Raw genomic sequence first — 19,119 nt, 5'->3', positions numbered from 1 at the left:
TTAGAAGTTTAGATTAACGCCAAACGTGTAAATTCTAGGTCTGGGATAAAAGTTATTATCAATACCCCCGCTAATCTCCGGGTCAAGACCGTCGTAGTCTGTAATGGTCAAAACATTTTGAGCAGAACCATAAACTCTTAAATCTGAATCTTCAAAGATCTCACCAAATGTGTAGCCTAGTGTGATATTATCTAACTTGAAGAAAGACGCATCCTGCACATAATAATCACTTTGAAGGCTAGCTTCGGTTATAGATTGAAAACCGGTATCGTAATACGACCTGTGCAAATTGGTAAGAATGCTGTTTTCGGTTGCACGCACTTCATAAGATCTGCTTGAAGCCATATTGTTGTATGCATAGTTGCCTAAACTCGCGCGAGAAACAATAGCAAGATCCCATTGTTTATAGTTTAGGTTGGTATTTAACCCCATTGTAACATCTGCAAACGGATCTTTATATAAGTAACGGTCATCATCATTGATCTGGTTGTCACCATTGCGATCTACAAAAGCACCTTCTATTGGTCTGCCGTTTGCGTCGTAAACCTGCTTGTATACATAGTATGAAAAAGGGCTATAGCCTTCTTTATGCAATTGAACGGTGTTACCGGTACCTCCAGATATTCCTCCTTGTTCCACTTGATCAGGAAGGTTTGTGATCTCATTATCATTATACGCAATGTTGTACCCTATTCTCCAGGTGAAATTTTCGGATTGCACCGGAGTAACATTCAATTCAAATTCGATCCCTTTATTTTCCATATCACCAATATTCTTGTCAATTTTATTAGAGAAATTGGTAAAAGGGTCAACCGTTACAAAACTAATTAAGTCTTCGGTTTTCTTTAAATAAGCGTTTAAAGAACCGGTTACTCTGTTATTAAACAACGCATAATCAATACCGGCATTTAATGTCTTTCCTACTTCCCAGCGCAAATCTTCATTGTACGCATCTGGACGATAGGTTTGATAATAGGTATTGCCAAACTGGTAGTTAGCATTAGAACGGCTACCGGTATATTTAGTTAAAAACAAGTAGTCTCCCAGACCGTTTACGTTTGCGATCTCCCCATAACCCACGCGTAACTTCAGCTGGTTAATAGTTTCAGAATTGAAAAAGTCTTCGTTATTAATATTCCACGCTACAGCAAAAGATGGGAAATAGCCCCAACGATCATCCGGGTTCAACTTTGAAGAAGCATCAGCACGCATTGTTGCTGTTAACAAATAACGATCATCGTAATTGTAGTTTGCACGACCAAAGTAGGAAAGTAACGTACTGCGCCATTTATCTATAAATTCTGCATCATTACCCTCTTCTTGCGCCTCGCTGTCAAAGCTGTAATTATCATATTCAAAACTTTGGTAAGAATATCCTGCAACCGCATTTATAGAGCTTTTCCCAAAGTCTTTATCATACGTCAAATACGCATCAAAAAGCTTGTTAGTCGCGCTGTTGATATAGTTAGAGTAGGCACCATTCCAGTCTAATTGAGAAGATGGCATCTGGTCTGAAATAATGGTACGACCGTGACTGTTGGTTTTATCTAAACCTATATTTACCGTCGCAGTAAGATCTGGAAAGAAGTGCAGCTTATAGTCAACTTTTGCATTACCAATAAATCTTCTTACTTCAGCAGAATCATCTTTCTCATTGATCAGGGCAATTGGGTTTGTGGGGGAAAGGCTGTTTTGTATAAAACGATCTGCTTCTGCATTATAAGTGTACCATCCGTTGTAGTTGGCAAATGGAGAATCTGCACTGTAAACGCTTTTTGTAGGGTCATAATCTACTGAAGCACCAATAGCATCACGGTTGGCAAATGTATTTTCGGTATACATACCACGACCATTGATTTCCATCTTTAAGTGGCCATCCATAAAACTCGGTCTTAAACTTACTGAACCGGTGGTACGAGAGAAGTTATCCCCTCTTAAAACACCATCTTGATCAGTATATCCTACAGAGGCACGCACCGGCATAAAACCGCCTATGTTACCTGTACTGCTTATGTTATGCTCAGATCCCATCGCCTCATTGTAAATTAGACGTTGCCAATCTGTAGAGGCATTACCCAAGCGGGAAATTGCGGCAGCATTGCCTACATTGTTCACAAGTGTTCTAAACTCATCACCATTCATCACATCTACATAATTGGTAGGGCGATAGACTGTTGAAGACCCTGAGTAATTGAATTTAAATTCATTTCCTTTACCCTTTTTGGTCGTAATTAATATTACCCCGTTTGCTGCACGTGAACCGTAAATAGCTGTAGATGAGGCATCTTTAAGCACCGTCATGGTCTCGATATCTGCAGGGTTGATAAAATCTAGTGGGTTGCGTGAACCACCTACATTGCTGTTATCTAACGGAATCCCATCAACTACATATAACGGCGAGCTGTTCAACGAAATAGAACCAATACCGCGTATGTTTATGTTTTGACCTTCTCCGGGAGCTCCCCCGCCAGAAGTTACGGTCACACCTGCAATTTTACCGGTGATCAGCTGACCCGCAGTATTGACCTGACCTTTGTTAAAGTCTTCGGTAGATACTTGATTAACAGCACCGGTAGCATCCTTTTTTGTTACCGTACCGTAACCGATTACAACTACAGCATCAAGACTCGTCTGACTTTCCTCTAGAGCTACATTAATTTGATTCTGACCGGTAAAAGCAATTTGCTGTTCTTGAAAACCTAGAAAAGAAAATAATAACACATCTCCTTCTTTAACATTATTGATAGTATAATTACCATCAAAATCTGTTGTAGAACCATTGCTTGTTCCCTTTACAATAATGTTAGCTCCGGGAATGGGCATACCCGTAGCAGCTTCAGTAACTACACCGGTTACCGCATTTTGAGCAAAAAAGCTCATAGGCAGTATAAAAAATAGCAGCCTCAAGCTTTTGAATAATTCTCTCATAAATTTCTCGTTCATTAAATGAATTTTAAGTGGCTTTTAGCCGAAACCCTCCTGCAAACGTTTTCGTATGTATATCGAATTGTACTACTATTTCGATATCGACGAGCTGTTTTACATTTGGATCAAATGCTAAATCTGTATTGGATTAGGTTAAGAATCCACATACACCACAAAAATCAAGAAATTACGTGCGCTCACAACACCTCTAGAAATTCATATAGAAAATATAGCGTCACAAAACCACACAACTAGTTGTTTTGTAGCGTTTTATTTAAAAATAAATGCTTTTTTTATATAGAAAATAAGACCACAAACTGTCCAATTCTAGAGCTTAAGACGGGTCTTTTCGAGTAGCATTTCATCAAAATCCTTCTTATCTAAGAATGATTTATTCCTGATTTTAGTCTTATATGCGTAGATAGAATTGACAGAATAGCCTAAAACCTGAGCTATTATTTCATTATGTTTAATTCCGAGACGTATTAACGCAAAAATGCGAAGCTCTTTGTTGAGCAACTGACCTTCTTTGAGTTTAATTTGCTCACCTTCCTTTAAAAGTGAATTGAATTCTGCTGTAAAATTGGGGAAGAGCTTGATAAATGCATTATCAAAACTTTCGAGAAGTTTCTTTTTCTCCTTTTTAAGGTCGTAGCTCTGCGACAGGTATTTGATGCCGTCTAAATTACTCTTCTTAACATTTGCATCAATTCGGGTTTTAAATTCTTTGAACTTCTCAAAAATATCAGCATCCTGAGTAAAGAAAAAACCTATATAATCTTCTTTGATCTTGTTTGCTTCGAGCAATAGATTATTAACCCTATTGAGCTCTTCGTTTTTTAAATAGATAGTCTCGTTCACCTCAACGATTCGCTCATTTTTAACCTGAAGATCTTTGTGTGCGACTAAAAGGGCCTTTCTGGCGCGTTTTAATCTGCGCAACTGTATATAGGTCACAACAGCAAGCATCAGCAAGACTGCCAGCAAGACCATAAGAAGTATATTTTGTTGGGATAAGCGCTCTCGTTGCGTTTCAACCTGTGTGATAATTTGCTCTTCTATAAGCGGTAAGATCGCGCCTACGCGTATTTTACGTTGCTGCGCTCCGTAGGCTTCTGCATCTTCATTTGCCTTTTTAATGAATTCTGAAGCCAATTTGATATCGCCTTGCTGAAATAAAAATTCCGCCAGCTGTATCATAGACAAATTTTCTTTTGCTGAAGATTTAATATCTGCGATTGAGGACTGAGCAAGGTGTGAGATCGCTTGATCTCTATCGCCCAGCTGCACGTAGATATCTCCCAAAACTGAATTTACAACGGCCTGCGACCGCAAATCCTTCCGCATATCTAAAGAAGGAATGAGTTCTTCTAAAGCTTCTTCGGGATTACCGTATTTGTTATTGAGATAACCTCTCAACATAATATAATCCCAGGTGCCCGGTGTGGCCAGTTCGAGAGATTGTTGATGGTATTCTTTGGCTTTCTTTCGGTATAGTTTTGAAAAATAGGTTATGGTACTGTAATCTGCCATATCGCTATAACAGCGTCCCAGCAAACCGTATAAGGAAAATCGTATATCTTCTGGTATTTCATTGAGATCTATCCCATTTAAATACGCCAGAGCCTCACTAAACATTCCTGCAGAAACACAGACGTTTGCCATATCAAGTGTGGTTTCTGCAATCAAACGCGCATCGCCTAATTGCTCGGCAAGTTGCTTAGAACGCACCCCATATTTAAAGGCCGAATCTTGTTTGAAAATTCGATATTCATAAAAAAGGGATCTGTTAACGTCAAACCTTCGCTGTATAGACGAACTATCAAGTGCGCTAAGTTGCCGAGATAATTTATTAATGTGTGCGATCTTAGTGCGATCGTATTCTTCAGAATTCTCAATAGTATTAAGCAACTCCTCTAAGGCTTCATTCTTCTGTCCCAACAAAACATTTGAAATCAACAAAAAGAGTATGCTGTATAAAAATGCAGTGTTATATGTAGTCATGCTATACTTAATAATTAAGATTCTAGACAATATAATCTGAGTCGTCCTAAAATAGATTGACAGTTTTAATAAACATTTAATAGATCCCTCGAAGCTATCTTCGAGGGATTTTTGTTGTGTATAAAATTAGATGTTTTGTACTTAAGGCTTAAATGTGGTCTTTCATTGTTATAGGTTTTTATTGACTGCTGAATTAATATTTTGAGTTCCTGACCTGTATTACATTTATTAATCAAGAACTCTCCCTTTAATATTCCGTTTATTCGTTCTGCTAAAGCATTTTGATAACAATCATACCCATCTGTCATTGAGGGGGTCACATTAGAACGCTTCAATTCGGTTTGATATAACGAGGAGCAATACTGCAGGCCTCTGTCAGAATGATGTATTAGCTCTTCAGATGTGATTCTGTTGTTATTGGCCATCTTCATTGCTTGAACCACGTTTTCAGCACTCATATCATCGCTTAGGTGATATCCCATTATCTTTCTGCTAAAAGCGTCTGTGACCAGAGAGAGGTAATGAGTTCTTTCTCTACTTTTGATATAAGTAATATCACTTACAAAGTACTGCTCTGGTCTTACCGGTATAACATCTTTCATCAGGTTGGGGTGCTTTCTTAACCAATGTCTGGAATCCGTTGTTTTCGTATAATTCTTTCTTGGCTTGATAAGAATTGACTCGGACCTCAGGTAATCAAACAGGGCATCTCTGCCTATTTTGATCCCGATCCTTTGAAATTCAACTTTGAGCAGATAATATAATTTACGTGTACCCAGCTTTGGCATTTGTTGACGCACTTTTAAAATCAGCGGCTTAATCAGGGTAAGCTCATCAATCCTTGTCTTTGCTCGTTTTTCTGCTTGATAGATAGCCTGTCTGCTTATCCCAAACAATCTGCAACAACGCGACAGGCTTAGCCAGTGTTCTTGCCGGATTCGCTGGATTGATTGGGTAAATGCTTTTTTCTGATGGAAGTGCCATATTGCTGATCTGAGATGTCGATCATCGTATTGAGAATCTTATTCTTGAGCTTTTCATCCGATAATTCTCTTTCTAACCTCTTGATCTTTTGAGCAGGTGTTTCTTTCATTTTGATGTAAGTAAGCCTTGACTTAGGTTTATTCCAATCTAAGGTACCGTGTTTTCGTAACCAAACCAAAACAGTGCTTCTTCCCTGAATACCATAAGCTTTTTGGGCTTGCTTATAAGTCATCTCGCCTTTTTCTACTTGAGATACAACCGCTAATTTAAAGCCTAAATTGTAATCTCGCTGAGTACGCTTAGTACTTGCTTTTTCTGAATGTTTCATAAATAAGTCGAATTTGTGTCAACTTATTCCAGGACGGGACAAATTTTATATTCCAGATCCGAAACCTAGATTTTAACAACTTCTGCCTTATTTTTAGTTTTTATAGAATTTATTCATATTTAATTATATCGTTCTAATGAATCTGTCAAAAAAGCAAAAAATAATATTAGTAAGCCTTATTGTAGCTACCATAGTAATTTTATTGTTTAATACCTTGATAACTTTTTATTTACCCGGAGAAGATCGGGGAAGTTTTGGAGATTCGTACGGTCTCGCTAATGCAATATTTGGAGCAGCTGGTATTATTATTTTAATCTTAACTATTTGGACTCAATTTAATGAAATAAATAATAGTTCAGCTTTTCAAAATCAACAGCTGTTTGATGCTAATTTTTTTCAATTGATTGAGATACACGAACGAACTTTTGACAGATTGAGATTAAATGGCGCAACTGGCATAGAAGTCATAGATCTCTTTGTTGAAATGAAAATGGAGGAGATCTATCAAGAATATAAAAAAAATGAAACAGAAGATATCTCTTTGAAAGGCCAATCCTCAATTTTTCTTAAAGACAGTACTGATTTTTTAAAAGCTGTAAATTCATATTTAAATAGTTTATTTACAATTGTAAATTATATTAATACTCAATTCCCAAGTAATTTAAAGAATGAGTCATTGAAAAAATACTACAGAATATTAGGAAGTACCTTTACAAGGTCTGAACACATTTTACTTAAGTATCTTTACGCAGATTATGAAGGGGATACGGACAATTTAAACGATCGCGGGAAATATGTATACTCCAGTTTGAAAACCCTAAATCAGGGGATTGGGTGGGAAAATGATTGGTATAAAACTTATAAATCGAAATTTTTTGTTTTATGATTACAAAATTTGTGTCCTAGAAGTATAAGAGCAAATGAATAGCATTTTTTAAGAGCAAAGCGGAGAAAAATGTGTAGCAAGAGGGTAACACGCTGCGCGATGTTACAGTACACATTTTCAATTTTAAATTACTGACATTCAGTATCTAATTTATCTCTCTTGGTGGCTTGTAGGTTTAAATTTGCGACAAATGCGCTTTTAAGCCCTGTAAACAGGCCAATTTTTGCGACAAATTCCAATATGATAGGGGTAATGAAAGGTAATCTAGGTAGTCCTCACCACATTCCCCTACACTAGGTTTCGGGGAAAGAGGTTCGTCCAGAAAGTCTTGAACACAGGCCAAAAAATTCAATTAGTATCTTATTAAATGGGGAGGAATTTTTTTGACCTGAGTTCGCCGGGCATTCTAACTTGAAATGGCCCTATCTTTTACTTTCGTGATTTATTTTCTTTTTGATCCACTCCAGACAGCATACCTTTTTTGATAGAAAAAATACAGGATTCTAAATTAGTCGGGCGCATAAACCGGTCGGCTGCGCCTTCCTATTTATAGCCCTCTTCTAATTTAAAATCCCGAAAAGATAGCCTATCAAAAAGGTAATGCGATGGCTCTGGAGGAAGTAAATGAAACAACCAAAACCCATATGCATTTTGATCTACAATACTATTTCTTCGGAGCAAAAAAGGACTTGCTCAAGATGAAATAAGTAAATGTTTTAGTTTAAGACATTTGATTGTGAGTAGTATTTTTAATGAAATCAGGATGATTTTTTACAATTTCTTCCAAACATTCCATTTCTTCAAAAGGGAGCAGTTCGTAAATATGCTCCAGAGCGGTTTGTATGTTTATATTGGGTTGTGGTATGATCCGGGAATAACGACCTTCTGCATAATTGCAGGCGAGAATACAAACTTTAAGTATTCCGCTAATGGTGAAAAGAACATCGGTTATGCCCTGTAATTCCAAGTTTAAACGGTAACCTGTTTGTGTTGCTTCTTTTCGTTTGATTATTTTTTCTTCAATAAGCTTTTTTAATTTTTCGTTGCTTTCCAAATTTGGTTTATCTGCCATGTCTGATTCAGAAGTAGTCGATTGTGATTCTTCCGCTACTTCCAAGGGATCTCCATGAATACGCTTTAGGCAATACTGCAGGTGTTGGGTATACAGACCTTCTACTTTAGTGTGAAAAGAGGTAAGTTCGTTTTTTATCTTTTCGAGTTGTCCCTGATCAATAAGATATTCATCTTCATATCTCCCGGCACTATAGGCGTGCTCTAAAAGAATCAGCACTTCTTTGTCCTCGGGAGTATTGGAGAAAGGGATTACCTGAGGAAAAAAGGCTCTACAGTAGTTGATGTGACTGCAAATGCTGTGGGTTATTTTACTCTTGCCAATACATAGGCGTTCTATAGAGCGGAATAGCAATTCAAAAGCCTGATGAAAATTAAAAGCCGCCAGACCAAAATGCTCTTCTTTTACAAAAGCATCTGCAGCACTCTCAAAGGCCCGTACTTTTAACTGCTCCCGTTTAAAATGTCTCTGAGCGTATCTTACTAAATTATCCAATGGTAATTCTGAATACATCAGTAAGTTCTCCCCTTCAGGGTTGGCATACACACAATCCCCAAGGCTGCAGTGTTCAATAAAATACAAACTTCCACGCTCTAATTCGGTTTGAGCCTGCTCTTCGGTGTACAACCGAATTTTGAATTCCAGATAGTCCTGCTGCATTTTTGAAACCAGAGTCAATACTTCATTGGGAATCGGGTCTATATTCACGTCGATAAAACCGGTAAGAAAATAATAACTCAAATCATCCTCTTGCTGTAATCTGGACAGATAAAATGAATCCAATACAATTGCATTTAAAATACGATGCAGCAACTGCGCTAAGCGTTCTTTGTGCTGAAAATCCTGCGGAATATTCAAATAAGTGGTCATAACCGATGTTTTTAACGTACAGGATGTTACTGACAGTACCAACGGTGCCGAACCAAACCTAATAGTAATTGACCCATCGAGATTGGTAAGTTACCAGGAGACTATGAGGGATAAACCTTTTTAAAGGTATAGCACTGAAAAATACCATAAGGATTTATAAAACTGGAGATAAAGTTTTACCTTGTCTACGATTTATCAACATGCACACTTCATAAATTCCAGGATTATGACCACTACAACCAAGCCCAACCACATCGGAAGAAAGATCGCCCGCATTCGCGAATTGCGTGGGATGAAACAGGAAGCTCTGGCACACGAACTGGGAATCAGCCAGCAAAGTGTCTCGCATATTGAACAAAGCGAAACTTTGGATGATATAAAGTTGGAAGAAGTGGCTAAAGTGCTCGGGGTTACTAAAGAAGGAATTCAGAATTTCTCGGAAGAGTCTATCTTCCACAATATCAATAATTTTAATGATAACAGTGTAAATAATGGACCTTTAACAAATTTTCATTGCACCTTTAATCCTTTAGATAAGTTAATTATAGCCTACGAAGAAAAGGAAAAACTTTATGAGAGATTACTTCAGGCGGAGAAAGATAAAGTGGCTTATTTGGAAGAGTTACTTAAGAAGAAATAGCCTCTTAAATTACCTTTTAAAACTGCTTACTATTAAAATAGAGCATTCGCCACATTGTTAACAAAATCTTAAATTTAGCCTTTTTCAAACTCGTTTTCATACTCTATCCTAGGCTTTGCTATGCCTTTGAGTGGGAGTTGCCCTGCCTGAGGCTTGATTTTGCCTCTTTTTTCTCTATAATTAAAGTCTTAATCCGAGTATTGCTATACATCCCGGCTTCTTAATCCTGAAATAACTATACATTTTTGGAGATTACGGGATTCTGTAAAATATTTTAAGACAAATGTTTATTTTTATAAACATAACTCTAAAGTTTTCATATTCCTTAAATTTAATGGTGAAATGTATATGTTTAGTGTTTTTAAAGCATGTTAGAAAACATTTTTATTTATGGAAAATATAGAGTTTAGCAGATTAATTATTTCTACAACAACAAAAGATGGTGTAGTTTTAAAAAAACCACATAGAAAATATATTGAAATTGCAAGTAAAAATTTACAAGATTTCAATAAACGATTAAAAACAAATACTAAAGTTAGAATATAATCACGAAGAGAATATTTTTTCCATTTTTAAATTCTCAAATAATCCGAGAATCCAATATTTATCTAGAGAATTTGTGACTGACTTGAATAGATTAATTCAACTTTACAAAGCTGATTTTGACCAAAGATTTATTCGCAATGAATTTGTTGAAAATAGAAAAAGTGAGGTTGAAAAATTACAGCTAGAAATAAGAACCAAAGATCACTTTCAAAAAGAAGGATTGTCTGAAAATGAGAAAAAAGAATATTTAAATTTAATTCAGGAATTCCTAATCCTTAGAGAAAACTCATATCCAAAGGTTGTTTTATCAAATAAAGAAGAAATTCAAACTTGCATTGAAGAAGTAAATAAACTATGTCAAGAACTTCCAAAAGAATTCGTTATCAAGAAAAAATCTTAATTTGAAAAATAAATTTGGGTAGAAATATGGATCAAAATGAATATGAATATTATTCAAATCTAATTAATGAAATTTCTGATCAAGAAAGTGAACATTCAACAAAATTAATTGATTGGGTAAAACATATTGTAACCATTCTTATTGCTTTATTATCAGTTTTAGTTGCATTTGGTGCGACAAATGATTTAAATGGTTATCTACAAATTATTTTCTCAGCAATATTAATTTCAATAGGAATTGGCATTTTTTCAGGGGTAGTTTTTGGTTATAAAAGTATTGATGAATTAAGTCAAATTAGTAAAAACAAAAGGATAGCATTGTATAGACGGCTAAGTGGCGAAACGGATAATCTAATAACTATTCCTATTAATCGTAAATGGTATTTTAAATTAGCTGAAATTGTTTTCCTTTTGAGTTCAAGCTTATCAATTATACTTCTAGTAATTTATGGAGTTCTAAAGTAAGAGCCTGCTAACAACGGTTATCACAGATGGCGGGTTTCATATAAAAGAACTAAATTAGTTTACGTAAAAAACCAAACCGTCAGCCGACAAATCCACTTCTATAATTCCACTCCACTTGTCGTTAACCGGGACCGTTGGCAGGAAAGCAAATTAAGATTTGAATAAAATAGTAACAATTGATCATTTTCAAAAATTACTGCAGGAAAATCCTGTGATTTATCAATATTCGTCAATGGAAGGAGCAAAAGCTCTCTTAGAGGAAATGACTTTAATGATTAAAAATCCCCTAACCTTCAATGACCCTTATGACTGTGATTTACGACTTATAAATTTTAATTCTGCTAAGAAAGAGAGGTTAAAAAAATCTATCGAACAGTTTAATTCTTCTCAGCCTAATAGATATATTGATTACGAGAATTTGACGACTGAAAAGATTAAAGAGACTTATAAAAAACTGGTACTACCCAATTTACTTGATACCTTTGGAATTGCCTGTTTTTCTAAAAACTGCGATAACTCCTTAATGTGGTCTCATTATACATATTCTCATAAAGGAGTATGTATTGGCTTTGATATAATGAAGTTATACTTAAGCCTCAGTTTATTGAGACCTGGAAAATTAGCATTAGTTGAAATTGAATACACAGAGAAATTTGATTCCATTGATTATTTACAAAATAAAGATTATGCAATACACCATTTGGTTGGAACGAAATCATCACTCTGGAATTACGAAGAAGAAGTGCGGGTCTTATTTACTGACCTGACTTTTAACCATCATAAAAAAATGATTTTTGAATTTGATAAAAGGGCAATTTTTAAAATTATATTAGGCATCAATGTAGAAGAAAATGATGAGAAGTGGATTAAAAATTTCTGTAAAGTAAATTTATCTAACATTGAGCTATACAAAATGAAAAAAATGAAGAATTCATTTCGATTAAAACCAAAAAGAATTTTATTCTAATAAACCTCAGCAGCCAAAAATGAAAATTTCAATATTACTATTTACAATATTAAGCTGTTTTGATTTAAATGCTCAATATTCTGGATATTATACTATCAACGCAAATATAAATAAGAATATAAATGTTAATGGTAGTGTGTCTGAATACAAAACCATTAAGACAATTGATTATGGTGCTTTAGAAATTGCAAATGCGCAGAATGAATTAAATAGGCTAGAAAATTTAAAATATCGAGATTTACGATTAAAGGAAATAGCGATCGAAATTTCAAATAATCCTCTGAAAGCATATGAATATGGTACTTTGCAAAGTATTTCAAGTAATACTTGGGATAGAAATCTTTTAAAAGATGTTAGAAAAAAATATGGTATAAAGGAGTTTAGAATTGATTATGTTGTGCCAAATCCTCAAATTTTTAATGTCGTAAGTATTCATCGTTTGCAGAGCGTAAGTATAGAAGGTATTAATACTGATATTATATTTTATTTACCTAATTACAATAGTGATAATAAAGAAATTAATAGTGCTCAGAAGGAATATGAAGAAGTTATTGTTGGCAAGGAAACAGAAGCTATAGATGATCAAAATAATTCAATCAAAATTTTTATCCATATGAAAGATTTAAATCGCTCAACGATTTATGGCTTTAAAGGTTATAAAATGACAATTGCCTGGGAAGATGCATTTGAAAAAGGAATAACTGACAACTATACCTTTATTGATAATAATTCAGGTAATGGCTTAAGTTATTTTATTAAGGTAAGGCATTATGGAGATAAAGATACGATTGACTTTGAAAAAATAGAAGGTAGACGATACTACCTGCAACCTCTAATCGATAAAATTATATCAACGGCGAAAGCTTATGTCAAATATTAAAGAAATGGTAGATTTAAAGAGAAAAATTTCAGATTATTTTGAGTTTGGAATGTTAGAAAATAGAGAAAATAAGGATGAATTTATAAATGGATTATTGAAAATTAATGAAAAGCATCAGTCCTTTTTTGCAAATAAATCGTTAGAAAAAAATAGCGTTGAAAATTATATAGCACCCAATAGTATCAATGGTAAAAAACTTATTGGCTTTAGAAACGAATCAGAACTAACACCTGAATTAAAATCTGATATAATTGAATTATGGAATTCAACTTTTAGGGGTGATCACAAATAATATTGGTATATGCTTCCACTTTAATAGACTTCCTAAAAACAGTTTTTTATTTAAAATTTTGAATAGTTATAATTAAAAATCAATCACACTATTCAAAGCATTATCTGAAGCAGCACTGGCAAAATAGGATTAATACATCATTATGGTGGCGACGGAGGAGTGTGAGTAATTTCAGGATATAAATAAATATTGAAATTAAAAACATCCAAAGGATTCTAGATTTTATTACTACAAAGAAATCAGCATAATGTTGTACCTATGTTGTACCTGAGTAATAAAAAAAGGCCCAGGTTTTCACCTAAGCCCTTTAAGTACCCCGGGCGGGAATCGAACCCGCACTCGTAAGAACTGGGTTTTGAATCCAGCGCGTCTACCAATTCCGCCACCGAGGCATTTTCAATTTAAATCTCAGTGAATCTACCTCCCGATTTAATTCGGGACCACCACCGAGGCAATTGGAGGGCAAAAATACTAAAAATTCTATTTTACCAAGCAAAAAAGACCTCAAATAAATCTCTCAAAGCCAATTTAATTTATACTTTTGCACCCTCTTATAAATTGAGGAACTCTAAACATAAGATAACCATGTCAGTATCAACGCCTGAAGCCAAAATTTTCCCGTGCACACAAAGCCGGGATTTAGCCGAAAAAATAGCTAAAGCTTACGGGCAACCTCTGGGCAAAATCATCACATCTACTTACAGCGACGGCGAATTTCAGCCTTCCTTTGAAGAATCGATACGCGGCACACGGGTATTTATTATAGGTTCAACCATGCCCAGCAGTGAAAACCTGATGGAAATGCTCCTGATGCTTGACGCAGCAAAACGCGCTTCGGCACGTCATATTACCGCGGTGCTTCCCTACTTTGGTTGGGCACGCCAGGATCGTAAAGACAAGCCACGCGTACCTATCGCTGCAAAACTGGTAGCCAATTTATTAGAGACCGCAGGCGCGACACGTATTATTACGATGGACCTGCACGCCGATCAGATTCAGGGCTTTTTTGAGCGCCCCGTAGACCACCTTTTTGCATCAACGGTGTTTCTGCCGTATTTGCGCTCACTCAACCTGCCCAATCTCACCATCGCATCACCCGATATGGGAGGTTCTAAACGGGCTTATGCCTATTCAAAAGCTTTAGATTGTGATGTGGTAATCTGTTACAAACAACGCGAGAAGGCAAACGTCATCAGCTATATGGAACTGATAGGTAGCGTAGAAGGACGCAATGTTATTCTGGTAGATGATATGGTAGACACCGCCGGCACCCTGACCAAAGCAGCAGATTTGATGATGGAGCGTGGTGCCTTGAGCGTACGTGCGATTTGTACACACGCCCTGCTAAGTGGTAACGCCTATGAGCGACTCGAAAAAAGCAAATTGCAGGAATTGATTGTTACAGACAGTATTCCTCCAAAACAACAAAGTGATAAAGTGCGCATCGTAAGCTGTGCAGATTTATTTGCAGACGTGATGCACCGGGTGCACAGCAACACCTCAATCGCGTCAAAATTCTTAATGTAATTTATTAATACTTAATATATATTTAAATGAAGTCAATCACGATCACAGGATCTAAAAGAGAAAGCGTGGGCAAAAAGGCAACTAAAGCCCTACGTAATGCTGGAGAGGTTCCTTGCGTACTTTACGGAGGGGATGAACCAGTGCACTTTAACGCGCCGGAAATTGCGTTTAAAGATTTGGTTTACACTCCAGATGCGCATACCGCGACGTTGGAGCTTGACGGAAACACCTATATGGCGATCCTTCAGGACATCCAGTTTCACCCGGTAACAGATCGCATACTTCACATCGATTTCTATCAAATCTTTGAAGGTAAAGAAGTAGCTATGACCGTACCGGTACACTACGAGGGTAACTCTCGCGGGGTACGTAACGGGGGTGTATTGCGTAAAACCTACCGTACACTACGTGTTAAGGCTCTTCCTAAAGACCTTCCAGATTACGTTACGGTTAACATCAGCGACCTTAAAATTGGCGATAAGCGTTCAATCTCTGAGATCGAGCAAGGTCCCTGGAAATATATGCACCCGGAAGACACCATCGTTTGTCAGGTACGTACTTCACGTAACATGGTTGAAGATCTTGAAGACGAGGAAGAAGAAGGTGAAGAAGGAGAAACTGCTGCTGCAGAAGGAGAAACTGAAGAAGCAAAAGCTGAAGAGTAGACCCTGTTTCCTTTTACAAATCAAAGAGGTTGCCGCATCGGCAGCCTCTTTTTTTTTGCTTTATACTAATCGTGTTTTGGGCGTGACCACAAGGGTCGGGCCATCCGTTGCAATTCCTCGTCCCGATCTTTCGGGACTGCGGGATTTCCACTACTGTCCCTCACGCACGGAAAATCAAGTCATTCGCACAGGCTTCCTCTATAAAAACAATACCCAAACCGCGCGATACAATCGTGCAAAAGCAAACACCATACGTCACGTAAAGCAAAATTTCTGATTTCTAATTTTCGAAGATCGCCTACTCCCAGGAAGAGATATATCGGCAACTCCAGTCTGATGTGATTTCTCAGTTGCTTAGGGCTCCTTCGAAATGACTGTCTGACTAGTTAAGAATGCGGAATGCTGAGTTTTTTGACTTTTTAGCTTTTACCTGCCAACTGAAAACTGAGACTGCCTACTAATGCGGAATGCGGAATTCAGAGTTCAATCAACTCCGAACTAACCTACTACTTCTCGCTCATAATTGTCAACTGAAAACTGAGACTGCCTACTCACTAAAACTATTTCTAATTTCCTTAAGACCGGCTACCATTCAAAATAGTAACTTTGCAGCGTGCCTAAAAACCGGGTCGCTTCTCGTAATGCTTCGGGCGTGACGCGGGCACAAAAATTAGGATGTAAGCACTTCATACCCGCAATACCGTATGATTTCATTTTTCGAAAAACTTTTCGGCACAAAACAAGAGAACATTGACCCCATGAAAAAATTCCTCATTGTGGGATTGGGCAACATTGGCCCCAAATATCACAACACCCGCCACAATATCGGCTTTAAAATTCTGGACGCCTACGCGGCAGAAAAAGAAGAAACCTGGTCTACCGAAAAACTCGGAGATATCAGCCAGCTTAAAGTGCGCGGTAAAACCGTGATTTTGCTTAAGCCCAATACGTATATGAACCTGAGCGGCAAGGCAGTAAAATTCTGGATGCAAAAAGAAAAAATAAGCCTGGAGAACCTGCTCATTATTACAGACGATCTCAATCTCGATTTTGGCACCATTCGCGTAAAGACCAAAGGCAGCGACGGCGGTCATAACGGACTAAAAGACATTCAAAACCAGCTGCTCACTTCAAACTACAACCGCTTTCGGTTTGGCATAGGCGACCGTTTTAGCAAAGGCAAACAAATCGATTACGTTTTAGGCGAGTGGGACAACGAAGAAGAAAAAGACATGCCCGAAAGACTGGATATCTCGTGCAAGGTTATAGAAAGTTTTATAGCTTCGGGGATTACAAATACGATGAACGCGTATAACGGCAAATAGTTTGAGACAGCATACATCAGCACAAGAATTTAACGGTACAAAAGGTACGGTAGTCACCATTGGCACTTTTGACGGGGTGCATCTAGGCCATCGCAAGATCATCAAGCGTCTGCTGGCCAGTGCGGCCGGCAACGACCTGGAATCTGTGGTACTCACCTTTTTCCCACATCCCAGAATGGTCCTGCAAAAAGAAGCGCAGATCAAACTCATCAATACCATTAACGAGCGCATCGCTTTACTTGAAGCCACCGGTCTTGACCATCTGGTGATTCACCCCTTCACGCAGGAATTTTCAAGGCTTACCGCAGAAGAATTCGTCAGGGATATTCTGGTTGATCAACTCAAAGCCCGCAAAGTCATCATAGGTTATGATCATCGTTTTGGCCGTAACCGAAATGCCAATATAGAAGATTTAAAAGCCTTCGGAAAACAGTATGATTTTGAGGTGGAAGAAATTTCCAAGCAGGATGTGGACGATGTGGCGGTGAGTTCGACCAAAATACGCAAAGCCCTGCTTGAAGGCGATCTCGATCGTGCCAACGAATATTTGGGCTACCCGTTTATGCTTAGCGGAATCGTATCCCGTGGCAAAGGCCTGGGACGTACATTTAATTACCCAACAGCAAATCTAAAAATCGCAGAGGACTATAAAATCATTCCGGCAAAAGGGGTTTACGTGGTACAGTCTGTTATTGCTAACCGAATGGTTTTTGGGATGATGAGCATAGGCACTAATCCTACCGTGGGCGGCAGTGATCTCAGCATTGAGACCTTCTTCTTTGATTTTGAAGGCGACCTGTACGAGCAGCATCTGGAGATTACGCTGCTTACCCGCATCAGGGATGAAAAAAAATTCAACGGAGTTGATGAGCTCATCGCTGCAATGCAGGAAGACGAAGTCTTTTCCCGGGATTATATCGCAAAATTAAATGCTTAATCAATGGCTCTATAAGCAGGTTGACAACAGCGCGCTGGTCGTGTTTAGGGTCCTGTTTGGGTTTTTGATTACCTGTGAGGCCTGGGGTGCCATCGCGACAAGCTGGATACGTACCACACTCGTTGAACCGCAGTTTACCTTCAACTTTATAGGCCTTGACTTTTTACAGCCACTTCCCGGCGACCTGATGTATTACTACTATGGGCTGATGGGTTTTTTCGGTGTGCTCGTGATGCTGGGCTACAAATACCGTTTTAGTGTACTTGCCTACGGCGTGATGTGGACCTGCGTGTACCTGATGCAAAAGTCTTCCTACAACAACCATTATTACCTGTTGATGCTGCTTTTGGGCATTATGGCCTGCTTTCCGGCGAATCGGTATTTATCGCTTGATGCAAAGCAAAACCCGGAGATTAAACAGAATCATATGCCCCGCTGGGTGTATATCGTCATCATCGCCCAGTTGTGGATTGTCTATACCTATGCTTCGGTGGCCAAATTATACCCTGATTGGCTTGACGCCAGCGTTGCCGGTCAGCTTATGCAGTCAAAAGCCGATTACTGGCTGGTGGGCGAAATGCTTCAGCAAAAATGGGTGCACTGGTGCATCGCGTATTTCGGGATCTTTTTTGATCTGCTCATCATCCCGGCCCTGCTTTGGAAACGCACCCGAAAGACGGCATTTATCATTTCGATCTTCTTTCACCTGTTCAATTCGTTTATTTTCCACATTGGGATTTTTCCGTATTTGTCACTGGCATTTACGCTGTTTTTCTTTCCGGCGGAAACCGTACAACACATTTTTCTGCCCAAAAAGAGCTTTTACGATGCCGGTGAAATCATCAGACCTAAAAATTATAAACCCATTCTTATGGTTTTTGGCCTGTACTTTTTGGTACAAATAACGCTACCCCTGCGCCACTGGTTTATACAGGACAATGTACTCTGGACTGAAGAAGGCCATCGCCTCAGCTGGCGTATGATGCTGCGTTCTAAGAGCGGAAGAATTCATTTTAAAGTTGTAGATAAAAGCACAGGGAAAGCACTTCCCTTTAACCACCGCGACTGGCTTTCACGTAAAGAACTGCGCAGCGTAAGTACGAAACCGGATTGTATCTGGCAGTTTTGCCAGCGCGTAAAAAAAGATTATGCCGCAAAAGGCACCGATGTTGCGATTTATGTAGATTGTAAAGTAAGCGTCAACGCCCGCCCCTATCACACTCTGATCAATCCCGAGGTAGATATGGCTGATGCCAAATGGGATTATTTCTGGCACAACGACTGGCTGATGCCTTCACCTGATTTGAGTAAACGAGAGGTTAAAGAGCACGTCCTGGATTAATGCTTCACTTATTTAAGTGCAGACATGTCGTTTTAAACACTCTTTTAAAGCCCAATTCCGTATTT

At 37.9% G+C, this 19,119-nt stretch carries 17 protein-coding genes and 1 tRNA gene; 13 read left to right on the top strand and 5 right to left on the bottom strand.

Features of this window, described 5'->3' with window-relative positions:
* The 3 genes from CJ305_RS01780 to CJ305_RS01770 all read right to left on the bottom strand — a co-directional run bounded on the left by CJ305_RS01780 (nucleotide 1) and on the right by CJ305_RS01770 (nucleotide 6,241).
* A complete protein-coding gene (locus CJ305_RS01780) occupies nucleotides 1-2,943 on the bottom strand; it encodes a SusC/RagA family TonB-linked outer membrane protein (RefSeq protein ID WP_223248776.1) in 2,943 nt (980 codons plus the stop codon).
* Between the two features lie 309 nt (nucleotides 2,944-3,252).
* Entirely contained in the window at nucleotides 3,253-4,929 is a 1,677-nt protein-coding gene (locus CJ305_RS01775; protein WP_099644516.1) for a DUF6377 domain-containing protein, read from the bottom strand.
* Between the two features lie 65 nt (nucleotides 4,930-4,994).
* Nucleotides 4,995-6,241 (bottom strand): IS3 family transposase gene (locus tag CJ305_RS01770; protein ID WP_394340037.1). Its coding sequence is split into 2 segments (ribosomal slippage): nucleotides 4,995-5,902 and nucleotides 5,902-6,241, totalling 1,248 coding nucleotides; the frame shifts between segments, so codons are not numbered across the junction.
* A 136-nt stretch (nucleotides 6,242-6,377) separates the two neighbouring features.
* On the opposite strand from CJ305_RS01770, the gene CJ305_RS01765 reads away from it, so the two are divergent.
* Nucleotides 6,378-7,127 carry a hypothetical protein gene (locus CJ305_RS01765; protein ID WP_099644515.1) on the top strand — a complete coding sequence of 250 codons (750 nt, stop codon included), beginning with the start codon at nucleotides 6,378-6,380 and terminating at the stop codon, nucleotides 7,125-7,127.
* Nucleotides 7,128-7,848: 721 nt separating this feature from the next.
* Here the strand turns inward: CJ305_RS01765 and CJ305_RS01760 are convergent.
* Entirely contained in the window at nucleotides 7,849-9,069 is a 1,221-nt protein-coding gene (locus CJ305_RS01760; protein WP_099644514.1) for a HEPN domain-containing protein, read from the bottom strand.
* A 226-nt stretch (nucleotides 9,070-9,295) separates the two neighbouring features.
* On the opposite strand from CJ305_RS01760, the gene CJ305_RS01755 reads away from it, so the two are divergent.
* The 7 genes from CJ305_RS01755 to CJ305_RS01730 all read left to right on the top strand — a co-directional run bounded on the left by CJ305_RS01755 (nucleotide 9,296) and on the right by CJ305_RS01730 (nucleotide 13,258).
* Nucleotides 9,296-9,709, top strand: a complete 414-nt coding sequence (locus tag CJ305_RS01755) for a helix-turn-helix domain-containing protein (protein ID WP_099644513.1) — start codon at nucleotides 9,296-9,298, stop codon at nucleotides 9,707-9,709.
* A 390-nt stretch (nucleotides 9,710-10,099) separates the two neighbouring features.
* Entirely contained in the window at nucleotides 10,100-10,255 is a 156-nt protein-coding gene (locus CJ305_RS19375) for a hypothetical protein (RefSeq protein WP_189319359.1), read from the top strand.
* An 82-nt stretch (nucleotides 10,256-10,337) separates the two neighbouring features.
* The gene (locus CJ305_RS01750; protein ID WP_143469333.1) at nucleotides 10,338-10,655 is read left to right on the top strand and encodes a hypothetical protein; all 318 of its coding nucleotides are present in this window, start codon (nucleotides 10,338-10,340) and stop codon (nucleotides 10,653-10,655) included.
* 26 nt (nucleotides 10,656-10,681) lie between these two features.
* Entirely contained in the window at nucleotides 10,682-11,119 is a 438-nt protein-coding gene (locus tag CJ305_RS01745) for a hypothetical protein (protein ID WP_099644511.1), read from the top strand.
* Nucleotides 11,120-11,276: 157 nt separating this feature from the next.
* Nucleotides 11,277-12,086: a DUF2971 domain-containing protein gene (locus CJ305_RS01740; protein WP_099644510.1), complete on the top strand. Its 810-nt coding sequence runs from the start codon at nucleotides 11,277-11,279 to the stop codon at nucleotides 12,084-12,086.
* A 19-nt stretch (nucleotides 12,087-12,105) separates the two neighbouring features.
* Nucleotides 12,106-12,966 (top strand): hypothetical protein, encoded by an 861-nt coding sequence (locus tag CJ305_RS01735; RefSeq protein ID WP_099644509.1) that lies wholly within the window; start codon nucleotides 12,106-12,108, stop codon nucleotides 12,964-12,966.
* Entirely contained in the window at nucleotides 12,953-13,258 is a 306-nt protein-coding gene (locus CJ305_RS01730; RefSeq protein ID WP_099644508.1) for a hypothetical protein, read from the top strand. Before CJ305_RS01735 ends, CJ305_RS01730 begins: the two co-directional genes overlap by 14 nt.
* A 312-nt stretch (nucleotides 13,259-13,570) precedes the next feature.
* Here CJ305_RS01730 and CJ305_RS01725 read toward each other — a convergent pair.
* Nucleotides 13,571-13,650 (bottom strand) — tRNA-Leu (locus tag CJ305_RS01725).
* A gap of 193 nt (nucleotides 13,651-13,843) precedes the next feature.
* Between CJ305_RS01725 and CJ305_RS01720 the strand changes: the two genes are divergently transcribed.
* The 5 genes from CJ305_RS01720 (at nucleotide 13,844) to CJ305_RS01700 (ending at nucleotide 19,054) form a co-directional block, all read left to right on the top strand.
* Nucleotides 13,844-14,785, top strand: coding sequence for a ribose-phosphate pyrophosphokinase (locus tag CJ305_RS01720; RefSeq protein ID WP_099644507.1), 942 nt, complete (start codon nucleotides 13,844-13,846; stop codon nucleotides 14,783-14,785).
* A gap of 26 nt (nucleotides 14,786-14,811) precedes the next feature.
* Nucleotides 14,812-15,450: a 50S ribosomal protein L25/general stress protein Ctc gene (locus tag CJ305_RS01715; RefSeq protein ID WP_099644506.1), complete on the top strand. Its 639-nt coding sequence runs from the start codon at nucleotides 14,812-14,814 to the stop codon at nucleotides 15,448-15,450.
* Between the two features lie 704 nt (nucleotides 15,451-16,154).
* Nucleotides 16,155-16,775, top strand: a complete 621-nt coding sequence (gene pth / locus CJ305_RS01710; protein WP_099644505.1) for an aminoacyl-tRNA hydrolase — start codon at nucleotides 16,155-16,157, stop codon at nucleotides 16,773-16,775.
* Between the two features lies 1 nt (nucleotide 16,776).
* On the top strand, nucleotides 16,777-17,712 hold the full coding sequence (locus tag CJ305_RS01705) for a bifunctional riboflavin kinase/FAD synthetase (RefSeq protein WP_099644504.1): 936 nt from the start codon (nucleotides 16,777-16,779) through the stop codon (nucleotides 17,710-17,712).
* Nucleotides 17,705-19,054, top strand: a complete 1,350-nt coding sequence (locus CJ305_RS01700) for an HTTM domain-containing protein (protein WP_099644503.1) — start codon at nucleotides 17,705-17,707, stop codon at nucleotides 19,052-19,054. The genes CJ305_RS01705 and CJ305_RS01700 overlap by 8 nt, the downstream gene beginning before the upstream one ends.
* Nucleotides 19,055-19,119 lie beyond the last annotated feature (65 nt).

It is taken from the genome of Leeuwenhoekiella nanhaiensis, assembly GCF_002744755.1.
Lineage (GTDB): Bacteria > Bacteroidota > Bacteroidia > Flavobacteriales > Flavobacteriaceae > Leeuwenhoekiella > Leeuwenhoekiella nanhaiensis.
Note: the sequence above shows the minus strand (reverse complement) of the source record. Positions and strands in the feature narration are given on the sequence as shown.